Source organism: Granulibacter bethesdensis (assembly GCF_001889525.1).
In the GTDB taxonomy this organism is placed as follows: domain Bacteria; phylum Pseudomonadota; class Alphaproteobacteria; order Acetobacterales; family Acetobacteraceae; genus Granulibacter; species Granulibacter bethesdensis_C.
The window spans coordinates 992,916-1,011,111 of sequence record NZ_CP018192.1 but is presented as its reverse complement, the minus strand read 5'-3'; the positions used below and the strand labels follow the sequence as shown (position 1 = coordinate 1,011,111).

The following is an 18,196-nucleotide window of genomic DNA, read 5'->3' as shown; positions in this document are numbered from 1 at the left end:
CGTGGGGTGCCTCCTTCATGATCGCGGGTCAAGAGCATACAACGGGAACTGTCTGCAGATGCTTGCCAGAGCCTCCGCTTTCCGCCACTCAATCGGAAAGATGACCGGTGTAGGATGGAACCCATGAACGCGATCCAGGCCATCGCCATTGCTATCCTGCAAGGCGCAACCGAGCTTTTCCCGGTCAGTTCACTGGGGCATGCCGTTGTCCTTCCGGCATTGCTGGGCTGGAGCCTGCCGCAGCACAGCCAGACCTTCCTGCCATTTCTGGTGTTTCTGCATCTGGGTACGGCGGCTGCACTACTGCTGTATTTCTGGCGCGACTGGTGGGCCTTGTTCAGCGGCGTTATCGGCTTTGCCCCGGCCCATCATGTGCCGCAAGCGAGACGGGTTTTCATGCTTTTGGTGGTCGCAACGCTGCCAGCCATCGTAGTCGGCGGCTTACTTGAGCATATGTTGCGGGCGCTGTTCGAATCGGCCCCGATTGCCGCGTTTTTTCTGGTGGTGAATGGCGGACTTCTTCTGTTCGGGGAGAAATTGCGGGGAGCCGCCAGCCCTTATCTCCAGACCAGCGATCATGAGGTTACAGAGCGCCGCGCCCTGTCTACCCTCACCGTCATGGATGCATTCACCATCGGCTGTTGGCAGTGCGCCGCGCTGATTCCCGGTATTTCCCGCTCTGGTGCTACCATCGTCGGCGGATTATTGCGCGGAATCGATCATGAAGCCTCCGCGCATTTTTCGTTCCTGATCGCATTGCCGATCATTCTGGGCGCTACCGTGCTGGAAGTGCCCAAATTACTGCATGCCGATATCGCACCAGGCGTATTCCAGACCGCCGCCCTGGCTGCCGTAGCAGCCGGCATCACTGCATGGCTCAGCACGGCCTTTCTGATGCGCTATTTCCGGGATCATGACAGTTGGGCGCTGAAGCCTTTCGCTTTTTACTGCATTATAGCGGGCCTTGGTGCGCTGGCGTGGCTGCATTTCGCCTGACACAAGACCGAATCCCAGACAAGGACGTTTCAGATGAACGCTTCTTCTGCATGGACAAGGCGTACGATGCTGTCTGCAGCCCTTGGCTCCGGTCTGGCCATGTCGCTGCCGCCTCGCCTGGGCCAGGCCCATAACGGCAAACCGCTGGCAGCAACCCCGCTTTCACGCCTTGATCTGCCCTGGTGGAAACATCGCTGGGAAGAAAAACAACGCGAACTGCGTCAGAAGCCGGTCGATCTAGTGTTCTACGGCGACAGCATCACCCAGAACTGGGAGAAAATCGGCCCCGAACCCTGGCAGAATTTCGCCCCGGTCTGGAACCGCTATTACGGCCATCGCCACGCCATCAATCTGGGCTACAAAGGTGATACCACCGCACACCTGCTGTGGCGAATCGAAAACGGGGAAGCCAGCGGGATCAATCCCCGGGCCGCCGTCGTGCTGATCGGCGCCAATAATTTCGGCAAGCTCCGCTGGCCTGCCGAACCGACCCTGCAAGGGATCGACGCCATCATAGAGTCCCTCCATCGCCACCTGCCGAAGATGCAGATTCTGCTGCTGGGTGTGCTGCCCTCCATTCGCAATGAATGGGTCGACGCGCAAACCGTAGCCCTCAACCGTGCCCTGCCTGGTCGCTATGACCAGCGTGTAACCTTTCTCGATCTCCGCGCCCTGTTCATGAGCGGGGGAAAGGTGGATCGCACCCGCTTTCTGGACATCCATCTGACACCGCCCGAGCCGCCTCTTCACCCGGATGCAGCCACACAAGCGGCCATGGCGCAGGCAATGGAGCCGCATATAGCCCGTATGCTCGGGGATACGCCGGTGCGCTGAGTGGCGTGGCGGTTCAGCGTTTCAGGATGGATCCGAGAATACCACGCAGAACTTCGCCACCGACTTTGGTACCGACCTGACTGCCCAGGCTGCGGATGACGGATTTGGCAAATGCCTCGCCCAGCCCCTGACGCCCACCATGGCTGCCGAGCACATCGCCGAGCCACCCGCCGCCTTCCTCGTTCCGGGACGGGGTCCGGGCTTCACGCGGGGCGGCGCGGGAAACCGGCTCGTGCGGAGGATAAGGGGCTGAATCGGCCAGCCCACCCTGCCAGCCATTGCTGTTCCAGACTGATCCCTGCCCGGATGATGGCGGCAAAGGTGCCGGTCCCATCGCCGTGCCCCAAGGGTCACTGCCCGGCTCGACCGGCGCAGGAGAAACAGGAGCGGTCTCTTGCTGGCCGGAAGTCGCGCGCCCGGAAAGGCGCTCATAAGCGCTGATCCGGTCAATGGATGCATCGTATTTCGTACCAACTGGACTTTGGCGGATAATCTCTGCCCGTTCCTCCGCCGTAATCGCCCCTATACGGGAGCGGGGCGGCACGATCTGAACCTTCTGCACGACAGAGGGTGATCCGCTCTCATCAAGGAAAGAAACCAGCGCTTCACCGACTGCAAGCGATCCGATCGCCTCCGCGGTATTCAGCCTCGGATTCTGGCGGAATGTGTCCGCCGCCGCCCGGACTGCTTTCTGGTCCGCTGGTGTAAAAGCACGCAGCGCATGCTGCACACGATTACCGAGCTGTCCCAGCACAGAGGCAGGAATATCCAGCGGATTTTGTGTCACGAAATAAACTCCGACCCCCTTGGAGCGGATCAGACGCGCAACCTGCGTCACCTTGTCCACCAGCGCCTTGGGAGCATCATCAAACAGCAAATGTGCCTCATCGAAGAAAAACACCAGTTTGGGGCGCTCCAGATCACCCACTTCCGGCAAGGTCTCGTATAAAGTGGACAGCAGCCAGAGCAGCACAGTCGCATACAGGCGCGGACTATAGATCAGTCGATCCGCCGCCAGGATGTTCACTGCCCCTCGTCCATCCGGCGTGATCAGCAGTAAATCAGCCAATTCCAGTGCCGGTTCACCGAAAAAGGCTTCTCCGCCTTCCTGTTCCAGTCTCAGCAAGCGGCGCTGAATCGTACCGATCGTGGCCTTGCTGACATTGCCGTATTCTGTGCCAAGCTCCCCAGCACGGTCGGCCACGTGGGAGAGAACAGCCCGCAAATCCTTGTAATCAAGCAGCAGGAGGCCTTCGTCGTCCGCCACCGCAAAGGCGATGGAGAGAACACCTTCCTGTGTGTCATTCAGCTCCAGCATGCGTGAAAGCAGGATCGGCCCCATCTCCGCCACTGTGGCCCGTACCTTGTGGCCGGAAACCCCGAATACGTCCCAGAATACGACAGGCGCGGCACGATAGCTGTAATCATGAACCCCCAGCCGGGATGCGCGCTGTTCCAGTTTCGGATTGGGGGCGCCGGGCTGCGACAACCCCGCGAGATCACCTTTCACATCTGCACACAAGACCGGCACCCCGGCGGCGGACAGGGATTCCGCCAACACCTGAAGAGTGATGGTCTTGCCGGTGCCGGTTGCCCCTGCAATCAGGCCATGCCGGTTGGCAAAACCGGGCAGCAGACGTGCTTCGTGCTCACCAGCGCCGACCAGAATGGGGGTTCCTGTCATGAGTCCTGCTCCGTACCGTTTTTAAAACCGGTTGTCGGAATCCTAGGATGACACCTACGTTGTGTCACCCACGCGACACATCACAATCAGGTAAGCGTTTTCCAGAGCATATAAGCGGCAACAACGAAAATCAGCCCGGCAAACACTGTTCCCAGCATGCCACTGCACCCGGCGAGATAGCGGCTGACTGCAATCCCGACCATGGATCCTGCAATACCACCAAGAATGAACATAATAGCCAGCGGCCAATCCACCAGCCCGCTGAACGCATAACTTGCCGCTGTCGTCAGCCCGAAAGCCGTAACCGCAACCAGCGATGATCCCACCGCATTCAACAGCGGCATGCCGGTAGAGGCCACAAGGCCGGGCACTATCAGAAAGCCACCGCCGATCCCGAAAAAGCCGGAAAACAGGCCGGTTCCCAATCCGTATGCAAGTACTTTAGGAGCTTTTTCGCGGTTGCACTCCGCTCCCGGATTACCTTCCCGCTTGCGGCCCCTGAGCATCTGTACGGCAATGACAATCATCAGCATGGCGAACAGAAACAATAATTTCTGTCCGTTCATCATTTTACCAAGAACAGATCCACCCAGCGCCCCCAGAATGCCCGAAGCCGCATACATGCCACCACAGCGCCACTTCACGGTATGCGCGCGCGCATGGCCGATCAATCCTGAAAAAGCATTGGCTGCAACAGCAAGAGCACTGGTGCCAATCGCCATATGCGGCGACGGCACCCCCACCAGATATACCATCAGCGGGACAGCCAGTATCGAGCCGCCCCCTCCCACCACACCAAGTGTCAGCCCGACCAGACTGCCGGAGATCACACCGAGCAGATATTGTGTGGTGCTCAGGATCATCCGATCCTCCCGCTGTACGCGATCAGGCTTGTGTCCACAAAATCAGACGTCGCTACGCTTCGTGGGTTTGGCAAAAATCTCTTTGCCCTTCAGCATACCGTTCCAGTAGAGTGAAGGCAGAACACGAGCTTTCAGAATCCATGCCGTCCGTGTTGGACGCAACCCATCCAGCAGCCATTTCGGGAATGTGGGCAGCAGCTTGCCCCCATAGCCGAATTCCGCCAGTACGATCCGGCCACGCTCAACAGTCAGCGGGCAGGAACCATAGCCGTCATAAACATAATCCGGTTCCTTATCATGCAGCGTCGCCAGCACGTTGCCTGCCACGACCGGTGCCTGTTTGCGCGCAGCAGCTGCGGTTTTCGCATTGGACGTACCGGCGACATCGCCCAGCGCATAGATATTCGAAAAGCGCACATGACGCATGGTGGCCGGGTCGACCTCCACGAAACCATCTTTTCCAGCCAGTTCGCTATGAGCGATGACATCAGGCGCAACCTGTGGCGGCACGACATGCAGCATATCAAAACTCTGTTCGATACGCTCGCCATCTTTCTCGAACGTTGCGGTGCGGGCTGGACCATCAACGGCCACCAGCTTTGATCCGAACTGAAGAGAAATGCCGTAGCGTTCGACATATTTCATCAGTGCCGGCACATAGGCCGCCACGCCGAACAGAACGCCGCCCGCATTGTGGAACTGGACATTGATGTTACGGAGCACACCGGCGCTCTGCCAGATATCGCAGGATAGATACATTGCTTTCTGCGGCGCACCAGCACATTTGATCGGCATTGGCGGCTGGGTAAAGAGTGCACGGCCACCACGCAATTCTTTTGCCAGACAATAGGTATAGGGTGCCAAATCATAACGGTAGTTGGAGGTGACCCCGTTTTTTCCGAGCGTTTCCCTCAGGCCAGGAATGGCATCCCAGTCAAGCTTGATTCCTGCGGCGACGATCAGCACGCTGTATTCAACCACCATACCATCCACCAGAACAACCTCGTTACTGGCAGGCGAAAAAGAACGCACGAAAGAGCGCAGCCATTGCGCCCCCGCCGGGATCACCGATGCTTCGGAACGGCGGGTAAAATCGGCACTGAAAACACCGGCGCCGACCATCGTCCAGCCAGGTTGGTAATAATGCTCGGTGGCGCCATCAATAATGACGACAGACAGATTTTTCTGACGCTTCAGCAAACTGGCTGCAACCGAAATCCCGGCGGCGCCTCCTCCGACAATCACCACGCTGAAGGTTTTTCGTCCACCGACAGGTGCAAGCGGCAAAAGCTGGGGGCGAAGTGGTTCGACGTTGAAACCTCCGCTCTGCGCCAACGCAACGATTTCGTCAGGGTCCAGAATACCCGACTGCGACAGGGCCCAGATCGAAACCGCACGTTGTCCGGTGCGGCAATATCCTAGAACGGGATGAGGCATCCTTCCGAACGCTTCCGCCATTCTGGCCACCGTCGCACTGTCTGCTACCTGCCCTGCGGCCACCGGGAAAGAGGCGAACTCCAATCCATGGCGCGCAGCGGCTTCGGCGATCTGGGTGGATGAAGGCTGGCCGGCTTCCTCCTCATCCGGGCGCATACAGAAAATGCTGCGATATCCTTCGGCCGCGGCCTTTGCCACAGCCTCTTCCGTCAGTTGCGGACCGGCCGAGAAACTGGAAGTGATTTTGTGGAAGGACATCGCGCCATTTCCTGCTGATACAGACTTCTGAAGACAAACACTCAGTGATTCGCCAGATCGGCCATTACAGCAGATTCACCGGCACTTTCAGGTAGCGAACCCCATTCTTTTCCGGCTCGGGCAGACGTCCACCCCGCATATTCACTTGCACAGAGGGAATAATGAGATCCGGCAAATCAAGCGTCGCATCCCGGGCTTCCCTCATGGCGACGAAACTTTCTTCATCAACGCCATCATGGACATGGATATTATGCGCCCGCTGCGCGGCCACCGTCGTTTCCCAGGCGAAGTGGTCCCGATCTGGCGGCTTGTAGTCGTGGCACAGGAACAGGCGTGACTCTGCCGGCAGGGAAAGCAGACGGCGGATGGAACGGTAGAGCGTCCGCGCATCGCCACCCGGAAAATCCGCCCGTGCCGTTCCATAATCCGGCATGAACAGCGTATCGCCAATAAAGACGGTATTGCCGATGATGAACGCCATATCCGCCGGCGTATGCCCCGGCACATGGAGCGCCATGGCGGGAATGCAACCCAGCGCAAAGCCTTCGCCATCGCTGATCAAACGACCGAATTGCGATCCGTCACGTGCGAAGCTGTCGCCTTCATTGAAAATATCGCCGAACGTGTTCTGCACCCTCTGGATATGCTCGCCAATCATCAGCGTACCGCCAAGCTGTCCGTGCACCCATGGCGCTGCCGAAAGGTGATCGGCATGCACATGGGTTTCGATCAACCACTGCACACTCAGCCCGTTCTGCCGGACCCACTCCACAATCATGGCGGCATGGCCGGTGGAGGTGCGCCCTGACGCTGCATCATAATCCAGCACGCTGTCGATGACGGCGGCCTGCTTGCTGTCAGGATCGAACGCCACATGGCTGACAGTATGCGTTTGCGGATCGAAAAAACTTTGTACCACAGGGCACAGCCCATCCTGGACGGACTGCGCAATCTGCCTGCATGCAGCCCCAATCACCGGGTCCGGCGGGGCTGTCGGCATAGAGGGACAAGAAATCTCCGTCACGGCATCGGCATCCTGTGGTCAGGCAGCATCTGACAGCGCCTCCGCATTGATATGAAGCAAACATACATTATTTCAGAAAGAATGAAAGTTTAAATTGACCTTTCTCGTTTGCTACGTGCATGAAAGGTCATCCCGTTCATGAAAGACAGCTCTGGCCGGATGACATCCCTTGTTTCCCCTTCGACACCGATCGAGGAAAAACTGACGAACTCTGCCTGCCCCCCGCGATTGGGTGACATCGTTCCGGGCTTTTGTGCCCGCACAACTCACGGGCAGGTTTCACTGGCTGATTATCGTGGGCGATGGCTGATTTTCTTTTCCCATCCTGCCGATTTTACGCCCGTATGCACCAGTGAATTCATGGCCATCGCCCGCGCTGCCGACCGATTTGCGGAACGCCAGTGCGATCTTCTGGGCCTGTCCGTTGATAGCCTGCATGCGCATCTTGCCTGGATTCGTACCATCAAGGCGCAGTTCGGCATCACCATTCCGTTCCCGATTGTCGAAGACCCCTCCATGGTGATCGGTCGCGCCTACGGCATGATCGATCCATCCGCACCCGATTCTTCTGCTGTCCGAGGCACATTCTTCATTGATCCGCATGGCGTGCTGCGCGCCGCGATCTACTATCCGATGCAGGTAGGACGCTCGGTCGAGGAAATGCTGCGTCTATTGATTGCTTTGCAGGAGACCAGCCGGACCGGCACCCTGACCCCCGAAGGCTGGCAACCCGGTGAGGATACGCTGCTGCCCGCCCCCGTCACGCAGGCCGAGATGGCGGAGAGTACGGATCGCTGGCTCTGCCGTTTTCAGTCCTCCGTGCCATGATGGACAGGTTCACCCTTACCCCGGAACAGGCCACCCGCGCTGCCGGGCAGATGCGGCTTTATGCACAGCCGCAACGCCTGCTGATCCTGTCGATGCTGCTGCAGGGGGAGCACAATGTCGGGGAGATCGAAGCCGCAACCACGATCGTCCAGCCCGGGCTGAGCCAACAGCTGAGCGCCCTGCGGCAGGCCGGTATCGTCTCCACAAGGCGGGAGGCGAGACAGGTTTTCTATCGCCTGACCGACGAAACCTGTGCTGCACGAGTCCGCGCTGCCCTCACCTTGTTCGGCGAGGCAACCCTACCCGATAGCGTGACATCCGCCCCCGCATCCCCCCGCGCGGCGTATGCGCCCGCATCCGGAGGAGCCATCTTCGCCCGGATTGTATGAGACATTCCCCCTATCAACGGACCAGAGACGCAGAGAGATCACGCAGCATACGGGGAAACAGCGCGGCATCATCCAGCGCACGGGCAGCAACAAGAGCACCCTGAATCAGGGCCACCACTTCTTCTGCCCGCCTATGCGCCGTATGTTCAGCAACGCCGCCCCGCATCAGGGCGTCCGCCAGCGCATCGCGCCACGCACTGAAATAGGTCATGATCTGCGTTCTGAACCTGTCCCGCGTTTCCGACAACGCCCAGGCCCCCACCAGACAGACCCGGCCTCCACCACGGAAATAGGCAATACAGGCCTCGATCATGGCAGTTATGGCTACCTTCGTATCGGTCTGCTCCCGTAGAGGACGGAATACCTGCTCCTCGAACCAGCGTGCCACATCTGCCAGCACAGCTTCCGCCATATCCCGCTTGCCGCCGGGGAAGAGATGATAGAGGCTGCCCTTTCCAAGGCCGGTTCGCGCGGTGATCAGACTGAGACTGGCCCCTTCATAGCCATGCTCCCTGAACACCTCGCCCAGCGTGGCAATCACCGACGCACGTTCCGACTGTTCCATCGCCGGGCTACAGCCCTAATTCCGTCAGGCCAGGATGATCCGCCGGGCGCGGTCCCGAACGATCCCATAAAAACAGGCGCTGCTCCTGGGTGATCGGAACATCATTGATGCTCGCATGACGCGCCTGCATCAGACCGTTTGCCGCAAATTCCCAGTTCTCGTTGCCATGGGAACGAAACCACTGACCGTGTTCATTCCGCCATTCATAGACGAAGCGCACGGCAATGCGATGATCGCCATAAGCCCATATCTCCTTGATCAGGCGATATTCATGCTCCCTCTCCCATTTCCGGGTCAGGAACGCCTCAATCTCCTGCCGACCACGCAGAAATTCGGAGCGGTTGCGCCAGACGCTGTCCGATGTGTAGGCCAGAGCAATGCGTGCCGGACTGCGCCCGTTCCACGCATCTTCCGCAGCACGCACTTTCTTCACCGCATCTTCCCAGGAAAAAGGCGGCAAGGGAGGACGAGGCTGATCCTGAATCGAAGCGGGCATGATGGATTCCTTTGTACCGATCGGTACAATAGAGCCGTGGCGAAATGATTTTGCAAGCCTGTCTGCTGCCAGCAACGCCGCTCCAGTCACCCCAGCAGCAGGCCGGCTACGGTCCCACTCATGCAGGTCGCCAAGGTTCCGGACAGCACGGATCGCAAACCAAGCTCTGCGATTTCAGCCCGTCGCGCCGGCACCATCGCTCCCATGCCGCCGATCAGAATGCCGGCAGAGCCAAGATTGGCAAAACCACACAGCGCATAGGTTACAATCAGCCGTGCATGTGCATCCAGAGTGCCAGCATGCAGATGGGCCAATCCATTATAGGCCACGAACTCATTGATGATGGTCTTCTGCCCCATCAGGCCGGCCGCCACCCCAACCTGATCAGACGGGATGCCCGCCAGCCACATCAACGGACGAAAAGGCCATGCAGCCAGCTCCTGCAAACTGGGCGAACCCGGCATCAGGAACAGGGCATCATTCACCAGATGCACCAGAGCCACTGCAACGATCAGCACTGTCAGAATACCGATCAGGGGCGCGATACCATCCCGCGTTCCCTTGACCAGTGCATCAAGTGCTCCGGCCGGCACTTCCTCAACAGAAAGTGACGCCCCCAACCCTTTTTCCTTGCCACGATCTTCAGCCATCTCGAAGGGAACCATCAACGCAGCCATCCCCAGAGCCGCCGGCGTGCTGATCACCGACGCCACGAGAATATGCCCCAACGCGCCCGGCATGACCGGCCCGATCAGGCTGGCATACAGCACCATCATGGTCCCAGCGATTCCGGCCATGCCGCAGGTCATCACGGCGAACAGCTCTCCACGCTGCATCCCGGCCAGATAAGGACGGATCAGCAACGGAGCCTCAATCATTCCGACATAGATATGGGTTGCCGCCGCCAGTGCCAGCGCACCCGAAATCCCCATCACCCGGCGCAGCAGCAGAGCCAGCACACGGGCAACACGCTGCAACACGCCCCAGTAATACAGCAGCGCGGACAGAGCGCTGATCACCAGCACCAACGGCAACACCTTGAAAGCCAGAATGAAACTGGCTCCCGGCATTGTTTCCGCGAACGGCAACGGACCACCACCCAGATAACCGAACACAAAACAGGTTCCGGCGTCGGTTGCCTCCTGCAGGGTCAGTGCCACCCTGTTTAATCCCAGTAGCAGGACCGCACTACCGGGAATACGCAGCAGAAGCAGCGCAAACACCATCTGGAGCGCAAAAGCCGATCCCACGACGCGCCACGGCACACGCACGCACCGATGTTCCCCCAGCAACCATGCGATCAGAGGAAATGCCGCCAGACCCAGCAGGCCCTGCCACGTCGCCATCTCCATCACCGTTGTCTAATGGTGATCTTTGACATGCAGATCATGGGCACCATTGCCACTGGTCGCCACGACAGCATCGACCGTCTGCAGGCCTGCATGCTGAAATGTCAGGGTTAGCGGAAAATGGTCACCGACTTTCAACCCCTGTTTCAGCCCCATCAGCATGATGTGATAGCCACCGGGGGTCAGCCGCACCGTGCCACTGGCGGGAACATCGAGGCCGGAAACCGGGTCCATATGCATGATGCCATGCTCCATGGTGGTCCGGTGCAACTCCGCCGAACTTGCGACTGGCGTGGAGAAAGACACCACCCTGTCCCCCTCTCCGCGCCCTCTGATGGTCAGATAGACAACGCCCGGATGCCCAGCCGCCATGGAAGGACGCGCCCATGCCTCACTGACGAGGGGCGGCTCGGCCTGCGCCGAAACAGACCCCAGCCCCCAGGTCCCGATGGCCAGCAATGACAACACGCAATACTGTCGGCGCTTCATGAGCCCCCCTTCATGGATACGTTGAAATGTCCGAAGTGTCAGAATAAGTCAGCAACTCTGTGAAGCGAGATCGCCCCTGCCCTCCTGTTACAACCGGCGGATGATCTCCGCTACTACGGCCTCAGGACTCTGGCTGGCATCCACCGTCAGAGCATGCTCCGTGTCGGCAGGCTCTTCCAGTGTCGCAAGCTGGTTGTCCAACAGGCTGGCAGGCATGAAATGTCCGGATCGATGCTCCAGACGCGCCCTCAGAATATCCGCTTTCACCCGCAGATAAATAAGGCGGCGATCCGGCACCCCTGACAGAACCTGCTCACGATAGGAATGGCGCAACAGGGAGCAGGCCAGCACGCCCCCTTCCCCGGATTCAGCCTGATTCCTGACCCAGGCAGCGATGGTGGCAAGCCATGGGGCACGATCAGCCTCTGTCAGGGGAATACGCGCTTTCATCCGGGCGATATTGGCTGCAGAGTGGAAATCGTCAGCATCCTGAAACACCAGACCAAGCCGCCGCGCCAGCGCCTGCGCAATGGTGGTCTTGCCGGAGCCGGAAACCCCCATCACCACCAGCAGCATGGATCGACAAACCGCCATAAGAGCTCAGGCCGAACGCTGCCAGCGCGTGACGCCCCCTTCACCGGCGATAATGACGGTTTCCGCACGGTGGATGAAAAATCCGGTCTCGACGACGCCGACAATCTCCCGCAACGCCGCATCCAGTGTCTCCGGCTTACGGGAGCCGCCCATCGCTCCGAAATCCACATCGAGGATATAGTTGTGATTATCCGTGACATAAGGAGTGCCATCCGCGCCACCCCTCAATACGGTACGGCCACCGAGCGCCTGAATACGCAGATCGGTCGCCTGCCAGCCGAACGGAACCACCTCAACAGGAACCGGCAGAGACAGATTTTCGGACAATTTGCGATCATCGACAATAATGACCAGCCGCTCACTGGCAGCAGCCACAAGCTTTTCCCGCAACAGGGCGCCGCCCATACCTTTGATGAGATTCAAAGTGCCACGCTCTACCTGATCCGCACCGTCAATCGTGAGGTCGATCCGCGGATGTGCGCCCAGATCGGTCAGAGGAATGCCGCCAGCCTGCGCCTGCTCCGCCGTGCGGATCGATGTCGGAATTCCCACGATCTTCAGGCCCTGCGCCACGCGTCTGATCAGCGCATCCACCATGCAGGCAGCGGTCGATCCAGTCCCAAGTCCAACCACCATGCCATCCTGAACAAGGGCTGCCGCCTCCTCCCCCGCCAGGCGCTTCAGCGCATCCGTATCCATCGTTCAGGCTCCCCGCGACCATTTATCCCGATACGGCGCGATGATTCTCAGCCGCATCAGGCACACACAATAAACAAGATTTTAAAGTGACATACTCTGCTCAGAGGATGCACCATCCGTCTGATGCCCCACTATCGCAGGAAGGTCATCAGCATGGCTACCCCGCGCATGGAAGCGGAAGCTGAGGCTATCCGAAGAAAATCTTATTTTCTTTCACCCGCCCCTCCCTGCCCGATCAAGCAGAGCAAGCAAATCCTGGTACGATGCAATGTCTCAGGGGCAATGTCTCAGGGGCAATATCTCAAGGGCAATGCCTCAGCGCAGTGTCACAGGTTTGTCGTGTGAAGGCAGTTGCGGACGGCGTGTTAGATGATAGGCTGGATACCTCCAGACTGACAGAACCCACTGGCTGCGACAGACGACATTTTTCTGAACTGGCAGATAATGGCCCTGGCTGATAACATACCAGGCATATGGCATGCCCTGCACCAATGGCCTCACAACGGGCCTTACCCAATCGTGTATAGGGATGGAACGCTTCTCTCCGTCCGACCGTTCACAGGGAACCCGTCATGCTTACTCCGGCACGCCGATAAGTGGTCTGCGACCTTCCCGGTCGCATCGCTCTGCTCTATTGGCCTGACATCGACATATTACGCGGAAGAGGATTGCCTTGATGGACACGCACCACCCCGATACTCGCGATACGGTTGCAATCAACACCATCCGTACCCTGGCGATGGACGCGGTCCAGAAGGCCAATTCCGGGCATCCTGGTACACCTATGTCCATGGCCCCTGTGGCCTATACGCTGTGGCAAAATCACCTGAATTTTGATCCGGCGGACCCGATCTGGCCGAATCGCGACCGTTTCGTACTGTCCATCGGTCACGCATCGATGCTGCTCTACGCGCTGTTGCACCTTACCGGCACCGAGGCTGTCGATAATAAATACAACACATCCGGCCAGAAAGCGGTGACGCTCCAGGATATCGAGCAATTCCGCCAGATGAGCAGCAAGACGCCGGGTCACCCCGAATATCACCATACCAGCGGTGTGGAGACTACAACCGGCCCGCTGGGTCAGGGCGTCGCCAACAGCGTCGGCATGGCCATTGCCGAGAAATATCTCGCCGCCCGCTATAATCGGCCCGGCTACACTTTATTTGACTACAATATTTATGCCATGTGCGGCGATGGCGACATGATGGAGGGTGTCTCTGGCGAGGCGGCTTCACTGGCCGGTCATCTCAAGCTCGATAATCTGGTGTGGATCTATGACAGCAACCACATCACGATCGAGGGCCGTACCAATTTGGCCTTCGGTGAGGATGTCGCAGCACGATTTGCCGCATATGGATGGGATGTCCATACTCTGGACGACGCCAACGACACTGCGAAGCTTGATGCGCTGCTAAGCCATATCCGGAGCGCAAAAACCGGCAAGCCGGCCTTTATTCTGGTTCACAGCATCATTGGCTGGGGCGCGCCGCACAAGCAGGATACGCATGAAGCGCATGGCTCCCCGCTTGGTGACGAAGAAATCAAGCTCGCGAAGAAGTTTTATGGCTGGCCGGAAGATGCCAAATTCCTGGTGCCGGACGGCGTTTATGAAACCTTCGCCAATGGAATCAGTGCACGCTCTGCCCGTCTGAACAAGGAATGGCAGGCGCTGTTTGCCCGCTACCGCTCCGAATATCCCGATCTGGCCAGCGAAATCGATCAAATCGAGAAGCGCACCCTGCCGGAAGGCTGGGATAAGGACATTCCGGTTTTCGAAGCCGATGCGAAAGGCATTGCCACCCGTCAGTCCAGCGGCAAGGTGCTGAATGCCGTTGCCAAGCATATTCCGTGGCTGCTGGGAGGTTCAGCCGATCTCGCCCCCTCCACCAATACGCTGCTGACTTTCACGGATGCGGCCGGTGAGAATGCGGGGGGAAGCTTCTCGGCTGAAAACCGCCTCGGCCGTAACTTTCATTGGGGTATCCGTGAGCACGCGATGGGGTCAGCCATCAACGGTATGGCGCTGTCCAAGCTGCGACCTTACGGCTCCGGCTTCCTGATCTTCAGCGACTATATGCGCGCTCCCATCCGCCTGGCATCGCTGATGGAAATCCCGGCAATCTGGATTTTCACCCATGACAGCATCGGCGTAGGCGAAGATGGCCCGACCCATCAACCTGTCGAGCAACTGATCAGCCTGCGTTCCATTCCCGGCAACATCGTGATCCGCCCCGCCGACGCGAACGAGGTCGCAGAAGCATGGCGCACCCTGATCCCGTTCCAGCATCAGCCGGTCTGTCTGATCCTGTCACGTCAGGCCTTGCCGACTGTGGATCGTAGCAAATACGCATCTGCCAGCGGTGTCGCCCGTGGCGGCTATATTCTGGCTGACACGGATGGCGCCCCCGACGTGATCCTGATCGGGACCGGCAGCGAGGTCCAACACTGCATCGCCGCGCATGAAACGCTGGCTCAGGAAGGCATCAAAGCCCGCGTCGTCTCCCTGCCAAGCTGGGAACTGTTCGAGCGTCAGGATCAGTCTTATCGCGACAATGTCCTGCCTCCCTCGATCAAGGCCCGCGTTACCATTGAACAGGGTGCGACATTTGGATGGGAGCGCTACGCCGGTTCCGAAGGCACAGTGATCGGTATGCACACGTTCGGGGCTTCTGCCCCGCTGGCAGAGCTGCTGAAACATTTCGGCTTTACCCCGCACGCCGTGGCCGAAGCCGCGCGCGAGCAGGTCAAAAAACACGCGAAAGCACGGTGATATCATGAGCGAAACCAAGAACCCCCTCGCCCAGCTCAACGATCACGGGCAATCGCCATGGCTGGATTTCGTCAGCCGCTCCCTGCTGGAAAGCGGGGAGCTGGTGAAACTGATCGAGCGTGACGGTGTACGCGGCGTCACTTCCAATCCCAGCATTTTTGAAAAAGCCATCGGTCAGAGCAAGGAATACGATCCGCAATTGAAGGAAACGCTCGACCGCGGCGATCTGGAAATTTCCACGCTTTATGAAACGCTGGCGATCACCGATATCAGCCATGCCGCCGATCAGCTCTATCCGGTATGGGAGCAGACGAAAGGTCAGGACGGCTATATCAGCCTCGAAGTATCACCCTATCTGGCCCTCCGCACTCAGGACACGATCGATGAGGCCCGCCGCCTGTGGCAGACTGTCGACAAGCCTAATCTGATGATCAAGGTGCCAGGCACGGAGGCAGGCGTACCCGCCATCGAAACGCTGATTGCCGATGGCATCAATATCAATGTCACCCTGCTCTTCTCGCTGAAAGCTTACGATGCGGTCGCCTGGGCCTATATCAAGGGTCTGGAGGCACGCGCCGCAAAGGGAGAAGACATCTCCCACATTGCCAGCGTCGCCAGCTTCTTCGTCAGCCGCATTGACGCCTCCGTCGAGAAAGAGGTCGAGCGCAAGCTGAAAGCCGGAGAAGGCGATGCCGATGTTCTGCGCAGCCTGTACGGCAAGGTGGCCATTGCCAACGCAAAAATGGCCTATCAGCACTATAAAAAACTGATCGCCGATCCGCGATGGAAGGCACTGGAAGCCAAAGGCGCCAATCCGCAGCGTCTGCTCTGGGCCTCCACCGGCGTCAAGAGCAAGGATCTGCCGGATACGCTCTATGTCGAGACACTGATCGGGGCCAACACGGTCAATACCATGCCCCCCGCGACCATGGATGCCACCCGCGATCACGGCAAAATTGCAACCACGATCGAGGACGATCTGGAAGCCGCACAGAAAACTCTGCATGACCTCGCAGCACAGGGCATTTCCCTCGATCAGATCACCACTGATCTGGTCGTCGATGGCGTGCAGCGTTTCGCCGATGATGCCGACAAGCTCTATGGTGCCGTGGCCCAGCGTCGTGCTCAGTTTTTCGATGGTGAAGCCACCCGTAGCGTCATCTCTTTCGGCTCTGACGCGCTGAAAAAAGATGTCGAGACCGAGACCGAAACCTGGCGTCGCGACGGCCTGATCCGTGCCTTGTGGCGTGGTGAAAAGACTTTGTGGACCAATGCCGATGAAGACAAATGGTTGGGCTGGCTGCACATTGTCGAACAGGAACTGGCTGATGCCGACACACTGACCCGCTTTGCGCAGCATGTCCAGGAAGGCGGCTATACCGATGTCGTGCTGCTCGGCATGGGCGGTTCCAGCCTTGGCCCCGAAGTGCTGAGCAAGACTTTCGGACAGCGCAGTGGCTGGCCGACTTTCCATATGCTGGACAGCACCGATCCGGCGCAGGTGAAGGCGATCCGTGATGCGGTGGCGTTGCCGACCACCCTTTTCATCGTCTCCAGCAAATCCGGCAGCACGCTGGAGCCGAATATCTTCAAGCAGTATTTCTATGAAGCAGCAGGCAAGAACGGCCGTCATTTCGTCGCGGTGACCGATCCCGGCTCCCATATGGAAGAGGTTGCCCGACAGGATGGGTTTGCCGACATTTTCCATGGCGTGAAAAGCATTGGCGGACGCTACTCCGTGCTCTCCAAATTTGGTTTGGTGCCGGCGGCGGCTATTGGCATCGACGTTCCGGCTTTCCTGTCAAAAACGCTTGAAATGGTTCATGCCTGCGGTCCTTATGCACCTCCGGCACAAAATCCCGGCCTGCAACTCGGTCTCGCTTTGGGCGTCGCGGCGACAAAATACAAACGGGACAAGGTGACGCTGATCGCCTCCCCCGGCATTGCCGATATCGGTGCGTGGCTGGAACAGCTTCTGGCGGAATCGACCGGTAAGCAGGGCAAGGGGCTGATCCCTGTTGCCGATGAACCTCGTCTTGATCCCACTGCTTACGGGAATGATCGTTTCTTTGCCTATATCGCGCTGAAAGACGGTGAAGATGCTGAACAGGCTGCCTTTGTGGCGGCTCTGGAAAAAGCCGGGCATCCGGTGGCGCGTCTGACCGTTCCCAGCACGCTGCATATTGGGCAGGAATTCTTCCGCTGGGAAATTGCAACAGCCGTTGCCGGTGCCATCCTCGACATCAATCCGTTCGATCAACCAGATGTCGAAGCCAGCAAGATCAAGACACGCGAACTGACCAGCTCGGTTGAAAAAACTGGCTCTTTGCCTGAAGAAAAACCGTTCTTCACCGGTGAAGGCATTGCTCTCTATGCCGATCCGCGGAATGCAGCCGCATTCGGCGCTCCTACAAGCCTGGCAGAAGCGTTAAAGATCCATTTCGACCGGATCGGCAGCGGTGATTATGCTGCCCTGCTGGCCTATATCGAGCATACCGAGGCCCATGAAGCCGCGATGCAGGCCATCCGGGCACAGATCTTGAGCGCGAAGCATGTGGCAACCTGCCTCGGTTTCGGTCCACGTTTCCTGCACTCTACCGGACAGGCCTATAAAGGTGGCCCGAACAGCGGTGTGTTCCTGCAAATCACCACCGAAGATGCGCAGGACCAACCCGTTCCCGGCCAGAGCTACGGCTTCAGCATTGTCAAAGCGGCTCAGGCACGGGGGGATTTCGATGTGCTGGCCGAGCGTGGTCGTCGCGCCTTGCGGGTTCATTTCACCAGCGGCATCGAGAGCGGACTCAGCACACTTGCTGAGGCGGTCAGAGAGGCGCTGTCCTGATCTGATCGTTTATTACGCCTGCGCATAGACCAAGCCTTATCGATTATCTGCCCCAGCCATTCTCTGCCGGGGCAGA

General features: G+C 58.7%; 16 protein-coding genes. 6 read left to right on the top strand and 10 right to left on the bottom strand.

The genetic code is table 11. The annotated features are described in order from the left end of the window. The first annotated feature begins 123 nt into the window (after nucleotides 1-123). Nucleotides 124-996, top strand: a complete 873-nt coding sequence (locus tag GbCGDNIH6_RS04510) for an undecaprenyl-diphosphate phosphatase (protein WP_072564345.1) — start codon at nucleotides 124-126, stop codon at nucleotides 994-996. 33 nt (nucleotides 997-1,029) lie between these two features. Next, the gene (locus tag GbCGDNIH6_RS04505) at nucleotides 1,030-1,830 is read left to right on the top strand and encodes a GDSL-type esterase/lipase family protein (protein ID WP_081369964.1); all 801 of its coding nucleotides are present in this window, start codon (nucleotides 1,030-1,032) and stop codon (nucleotides 1,828-1,830) included. A 13-nt stretch (nucleotides 1,831-1,843) separates the two neighbouring features. On the opposite strand, the gene GbCGDNIH6_RS04500 is transcribed toward GbCGDNIH6_RS04505, so the two are convergent. The 4 genes from GbCGDNIH6_RS04500 to GbCGDNIH6_RS04485 form a co-directional block, all read right to left on the bottom strand. After that, the gene (locus tag GbCGDNIH6_RS04500) at nucleotides 1,844-3,514 is read right to left on the bottom strand and encodes a helicase HerA-like domain-containing protein (RefSeq protein ID WP_072562997.1); all 1,671 of its coding nucleotides are present in this window, start codon (nucleotides 3,512-3,514) and stop codon (nucleotides 1,844-1,846) included. 86 nt (nucleotides 3,515-3,600) lie between these two features. Continuing rightward, the gene (locus GbCGDNIH6_RS04495) at nucleotides 3,601-4,377 is read right to left on the bottom strand and encodes a sulfite exporter TauE/SafE family protein (RefSeq protein ID WP_198355810.1); all 777 of its coding nucleotides are present in this window, start codon (nucleotides 4,375-4,377) and stop codon (nucleotides 3,601-3,603) included. A 42-nt stretch (nucleotides 4,378-4,419) separates the two neighbouring features. Then, nucleotides 4,420-6,072, bottom strand: a complete 1,653-nt coding sequence (locus tag GbCGDNIH6_RS04490; RefSeq protein WP_072562996.1) for a bifunctional protein tyrosine phosphatase family protein/NAD(P)/FAD-dependent oxidoreductase — start codon at nucleotides 6,070-6,072, stop codon at nucleotides 4,420-4,422. 64 nt (nucleotides 6,073-6,136) lie between these two features. Continuing rightward, on the bottom strand, nucleotides 6,137-7,072 hold the full coding sequence (locus tag GbCGDNIH6_RS04485) for an MBL fold metallo-hydrolase (RefSeq protein WP_072562995.1): 936 nt from the start codon (nucleotides 7,070-7,072) through the stop codon (nucleotides 6,137-6,139). Nucleotides 7,073-7,234: 162 nt separating this feature from the next. Between GbCGDNIH6_RS04485 and GbCGDNIH6_RS04480 the strand changes: the two genes are divergently transcribed. Further along, nucleotides 7,235-7,924: a peroxiredoxin gene (locus tag GbCGDNIH6_RS04480; RefSeq protein ID WP_232449967.1), complete on the top strand. Its 690-nt coding sequence runs from the start codon at nucleotides 7,235-7,237 to the stop codon at nucleotides 7,922-7,924. Continuing rightward, nucleotides 7,921-8,313, top strand: a complete 393-nt coding sequence (locus GbCGDNIH6_RS04475; RefSeq protein WP_332455404.1) for an ArsR/SmtB family transcription factor — start codon at nucleotides 7,921-7,923, stop codon at nucleotides 8,311-8,313. Before GbCGDNIH6_RS04480 ends, GbCGDNIH6_RS04475 begins: the two co-directional genes overlap by 4 nt. 13 nt (nucleotides 8,314-8,326) lie before the next feature. Here GbCGDNIH6_RS04475 and GbCGDNIH6_RS04470 read toward each other — a convergent pair whose 3' ends face one another. The 6 genes from GbCGDNIH6_RS04470 to rpiA all read right to left on the bottom strand — a co-directional run bounded on the left by GbCGDNIH6_RS04470 (nucleotide 8,327) and on the right by rpiA (nucleotide 12,505). After that, nucleotides 8,327-8,878: a TetR/AcrR family transcriptional regulator gene (locus GbCGDNIH6_RS04470; protein ID WP_072562994.1), complete on the bottom strand. Its 552-nt coding sequence runs from the start codon at nucleotides 8,876-8,878 to the stop codon at nucleotides 8,327-8,329. 7 nt (nucleotides 8,879-8,885) lie between these two features. After that, nucleotides 8,886-9,374 carry a nuclear transport factor 2 family protein gene (locus GbCGDNIH6_RS04465; RefSeq protein ID WP_072564340.1) on the bottom strand — a complete coding sequence of 163 codons (489 nt, stop codon included), beginning with the start codon at nucleotides 9,372-9,374 and terminating at the stop codon, nucleotides 8,886-8,888. An 86-nt stretch (nucleotides 9,375-9,460) separates the two neighbouring features. Further along, nucleotides 9,461-10,726 carry a NupC/NupG family nucleoside CNT transporter gene (locus GbCGDNIH6_RS04460; RefSeq protein WP_232449966.1) on the bottom strand — a complete coding sequence of 422 codons (1,266 nt, stop codon included), beginning with the start codon at nucleotides 10,724-10,726 and terminating at the stop codon, nucleotides 9,461-9,463. A gap of 9 nt (nucleotides 10,727-10,735) precedes the next feature. Next, a complete protein-coding gene (locus GbCGDNIH6_RS04455) occupies nucleotides 10,736-11,212 on the bottom strand; it encodes a copper chaperone PCu(A)C (RefSeq protein ID WP_072562993.1) in 477 nt (158 codons plus the stop codon). A gap of 87 nt (nucleotides 11,213-11,299) precedes the next feature. Next, on the bottom strand, nucleotides 11,300-11,806 hold the full coding sequence (locus GbCGDNIH6_RS04450) for a gluconokinase (RefSeq protein ID WP_072562992.1): 507 nt from the start codon (nucleotides 11,804-11,806) through the stop codon (nucleotides 11,300-11,302). 6 nt (nucleotides 11,807-11,812) lie between these two features. Further along, nucleotides 11,813-12,505 carry a ribose-5-phosphate isomerase RpiA gene (gene rpiA, locus GbCGDNIH6_RS04445; RefSeq protein ID WP_025286365.1) on the bottom strand — a complete coding sequence of 231 codons (693 nt, stop codon included), beginning with the start codon at nucleotides 12,503-12,505 and terminating at the stop codon, nucleotides 11,813-11,815. A gap of 676 nt (nucleotides 12,506-13,181) precedes the next feature. Here rpiA and tkt point away from each other — a divergent pair. Then, on the top strand, nucleotides 13,182-15,278 hold the full coding sequence (gene tkt, locus GbCGDNIH6_RS04440; protein WP_072562991.1) for a transketolase: 2,097 nt from the start codon (nucleotides 13,182-13,184) through the stop codon (nucleotides 15,276-15,278). 4 nt (nucleotides 15,279-15,282) lie between these two features. Continuing rightward, nucleotides 15,283-18,120, top strand: a complete 2,838-nt coding sequence (locus GbCGDNIH6_RS04435) for a bifunctional transaldolase/phosoglucose isomerase (RefSeq protein WP_072562990.1) — start codon at nucleotides 15,283-15,285, stop codon at nucleotides 18,118-18,120. The last annotated feature ends 76 nt before the right edge of the window (nucleotides 18,121-18,196 follow it).

Bases quoted from the DNA above. Each gene is read 5' to 3' on its own strand.
- GbCGDNIH6_RS04505 (WP_081369964.1), top strand. From the start codon at position 1,030: ATGAACGCTTCTTCTGCATGGACAAGGCGTACGATGCTGTCTGCAGCC.
- GbCGDNIH6_RS04500 (WP_072562997.1), bottom strand. From the start codon at position 3,514: ATGACAGGAACCCCCATTCTGGTCGGCGCTGGTGAGCACGAAGCACGT.
- tkt (WP_072562991.1), top strand. From the start codon at position 13,182: ATGGACACGCACCACCCCGATACTCGCGATACGGTTGCAATCAACACC.
- GbCGDNIH6_RS04490 (WP_072562996.1), bottom strand. From the start codon at position 6,072: ATGTCCTTCCACAAAATCACTTCCAGTTTCTCGGCCGGTCCGCAACTG.
- rpiA (WP_025286365.1), bottom strand. From the start codon at position 12,505: ATGGATACGGATGCGCTGAAGCGCCTGGCGGGGGAGGAGGCGGCAGCC.
- GbCGDNIH6_RS04480 (WP_232449967.1), top strand. From the start codon at position 7,235: ATGAAAGACAGCTCTGGCCGGATGACATCCCTTGTTTCCCCTTCGACA.
- GbCGDNIH6_RS04485 (WP_072562995.1), bottom strand. From the start codon at position 7,072: ATGCCGACAGCCCCGCCGGACCCGGTGATTGGGGCTGCATGCAGGCAG.
- GbCGDNIH6_RS04455 (WP_072562993.1), bottom strand. From the start codon at position 11,212: ATGAAGCGCCGACAGTATTGCGTGTTGTCATTGCTGGCCATCGGGACC.
- GbCGDNIH6_RS04460 (WP_232449966.1), bottom strand. From the start codon at position 10,726: ATGGAGATGGCGACGTGGCAGGGCCTGCTGGGTCTGGCGGCATTTCCT.
- GbCGDNIH6_RS04475 (WP_332455404.1), top strand. From the start codon at position 7,921: ATGATGGACAGGTTCACCCTTACCCCGGAACAGGCCACCCGCGCTGCC.
- GbCGDNIH6_RS04465 (WP_072564340.1), bottom strand. From the start codon at position 9,374: ATGCCCGCTTCGATTCAGGATCAGCCTCGTCCTCCCTTGCCGCCTTTT.
- GbCGDNIH6_RS04450 (WP_072562992.1), bottom strand. From the start codon at position 11,806: ATGGCGGTTTGTCGATCCATGCTGCTGGTGGTGATGGGGGTTTCCGGC.
- GbCGDNIH6_RS04495 (WP_198355810.1), bottom strand. From the start codon at position 4,377: ATGATCCTGAGCACCACACAATATCTGCTCGGTGTGATCTCCGGCAGT.
- GbCGDNIH6_RS04435 (WP_072562990.1), top strand. From the start codon at position 15,283: ATGAGCGAAACCAAGAACCCCCTCGCCCAGCTCAACGATCACGGGCAA.
- GbCGDNIH6_RS04510 (WP_072564345.1), top strand. From the start codon at position 124: ATGAACGCGATCCAGGCCATCGCCATTGCTATCCTGCAAGGCGCAACC.
- GbCGDNIH6_RS04470 (WP_072562994.1), bottom strand. From the start codon at position 8,878: ATGGAACAGTCGGAACGTGCGTCGGTGATTGCCACGCTGGGCGAGGTG.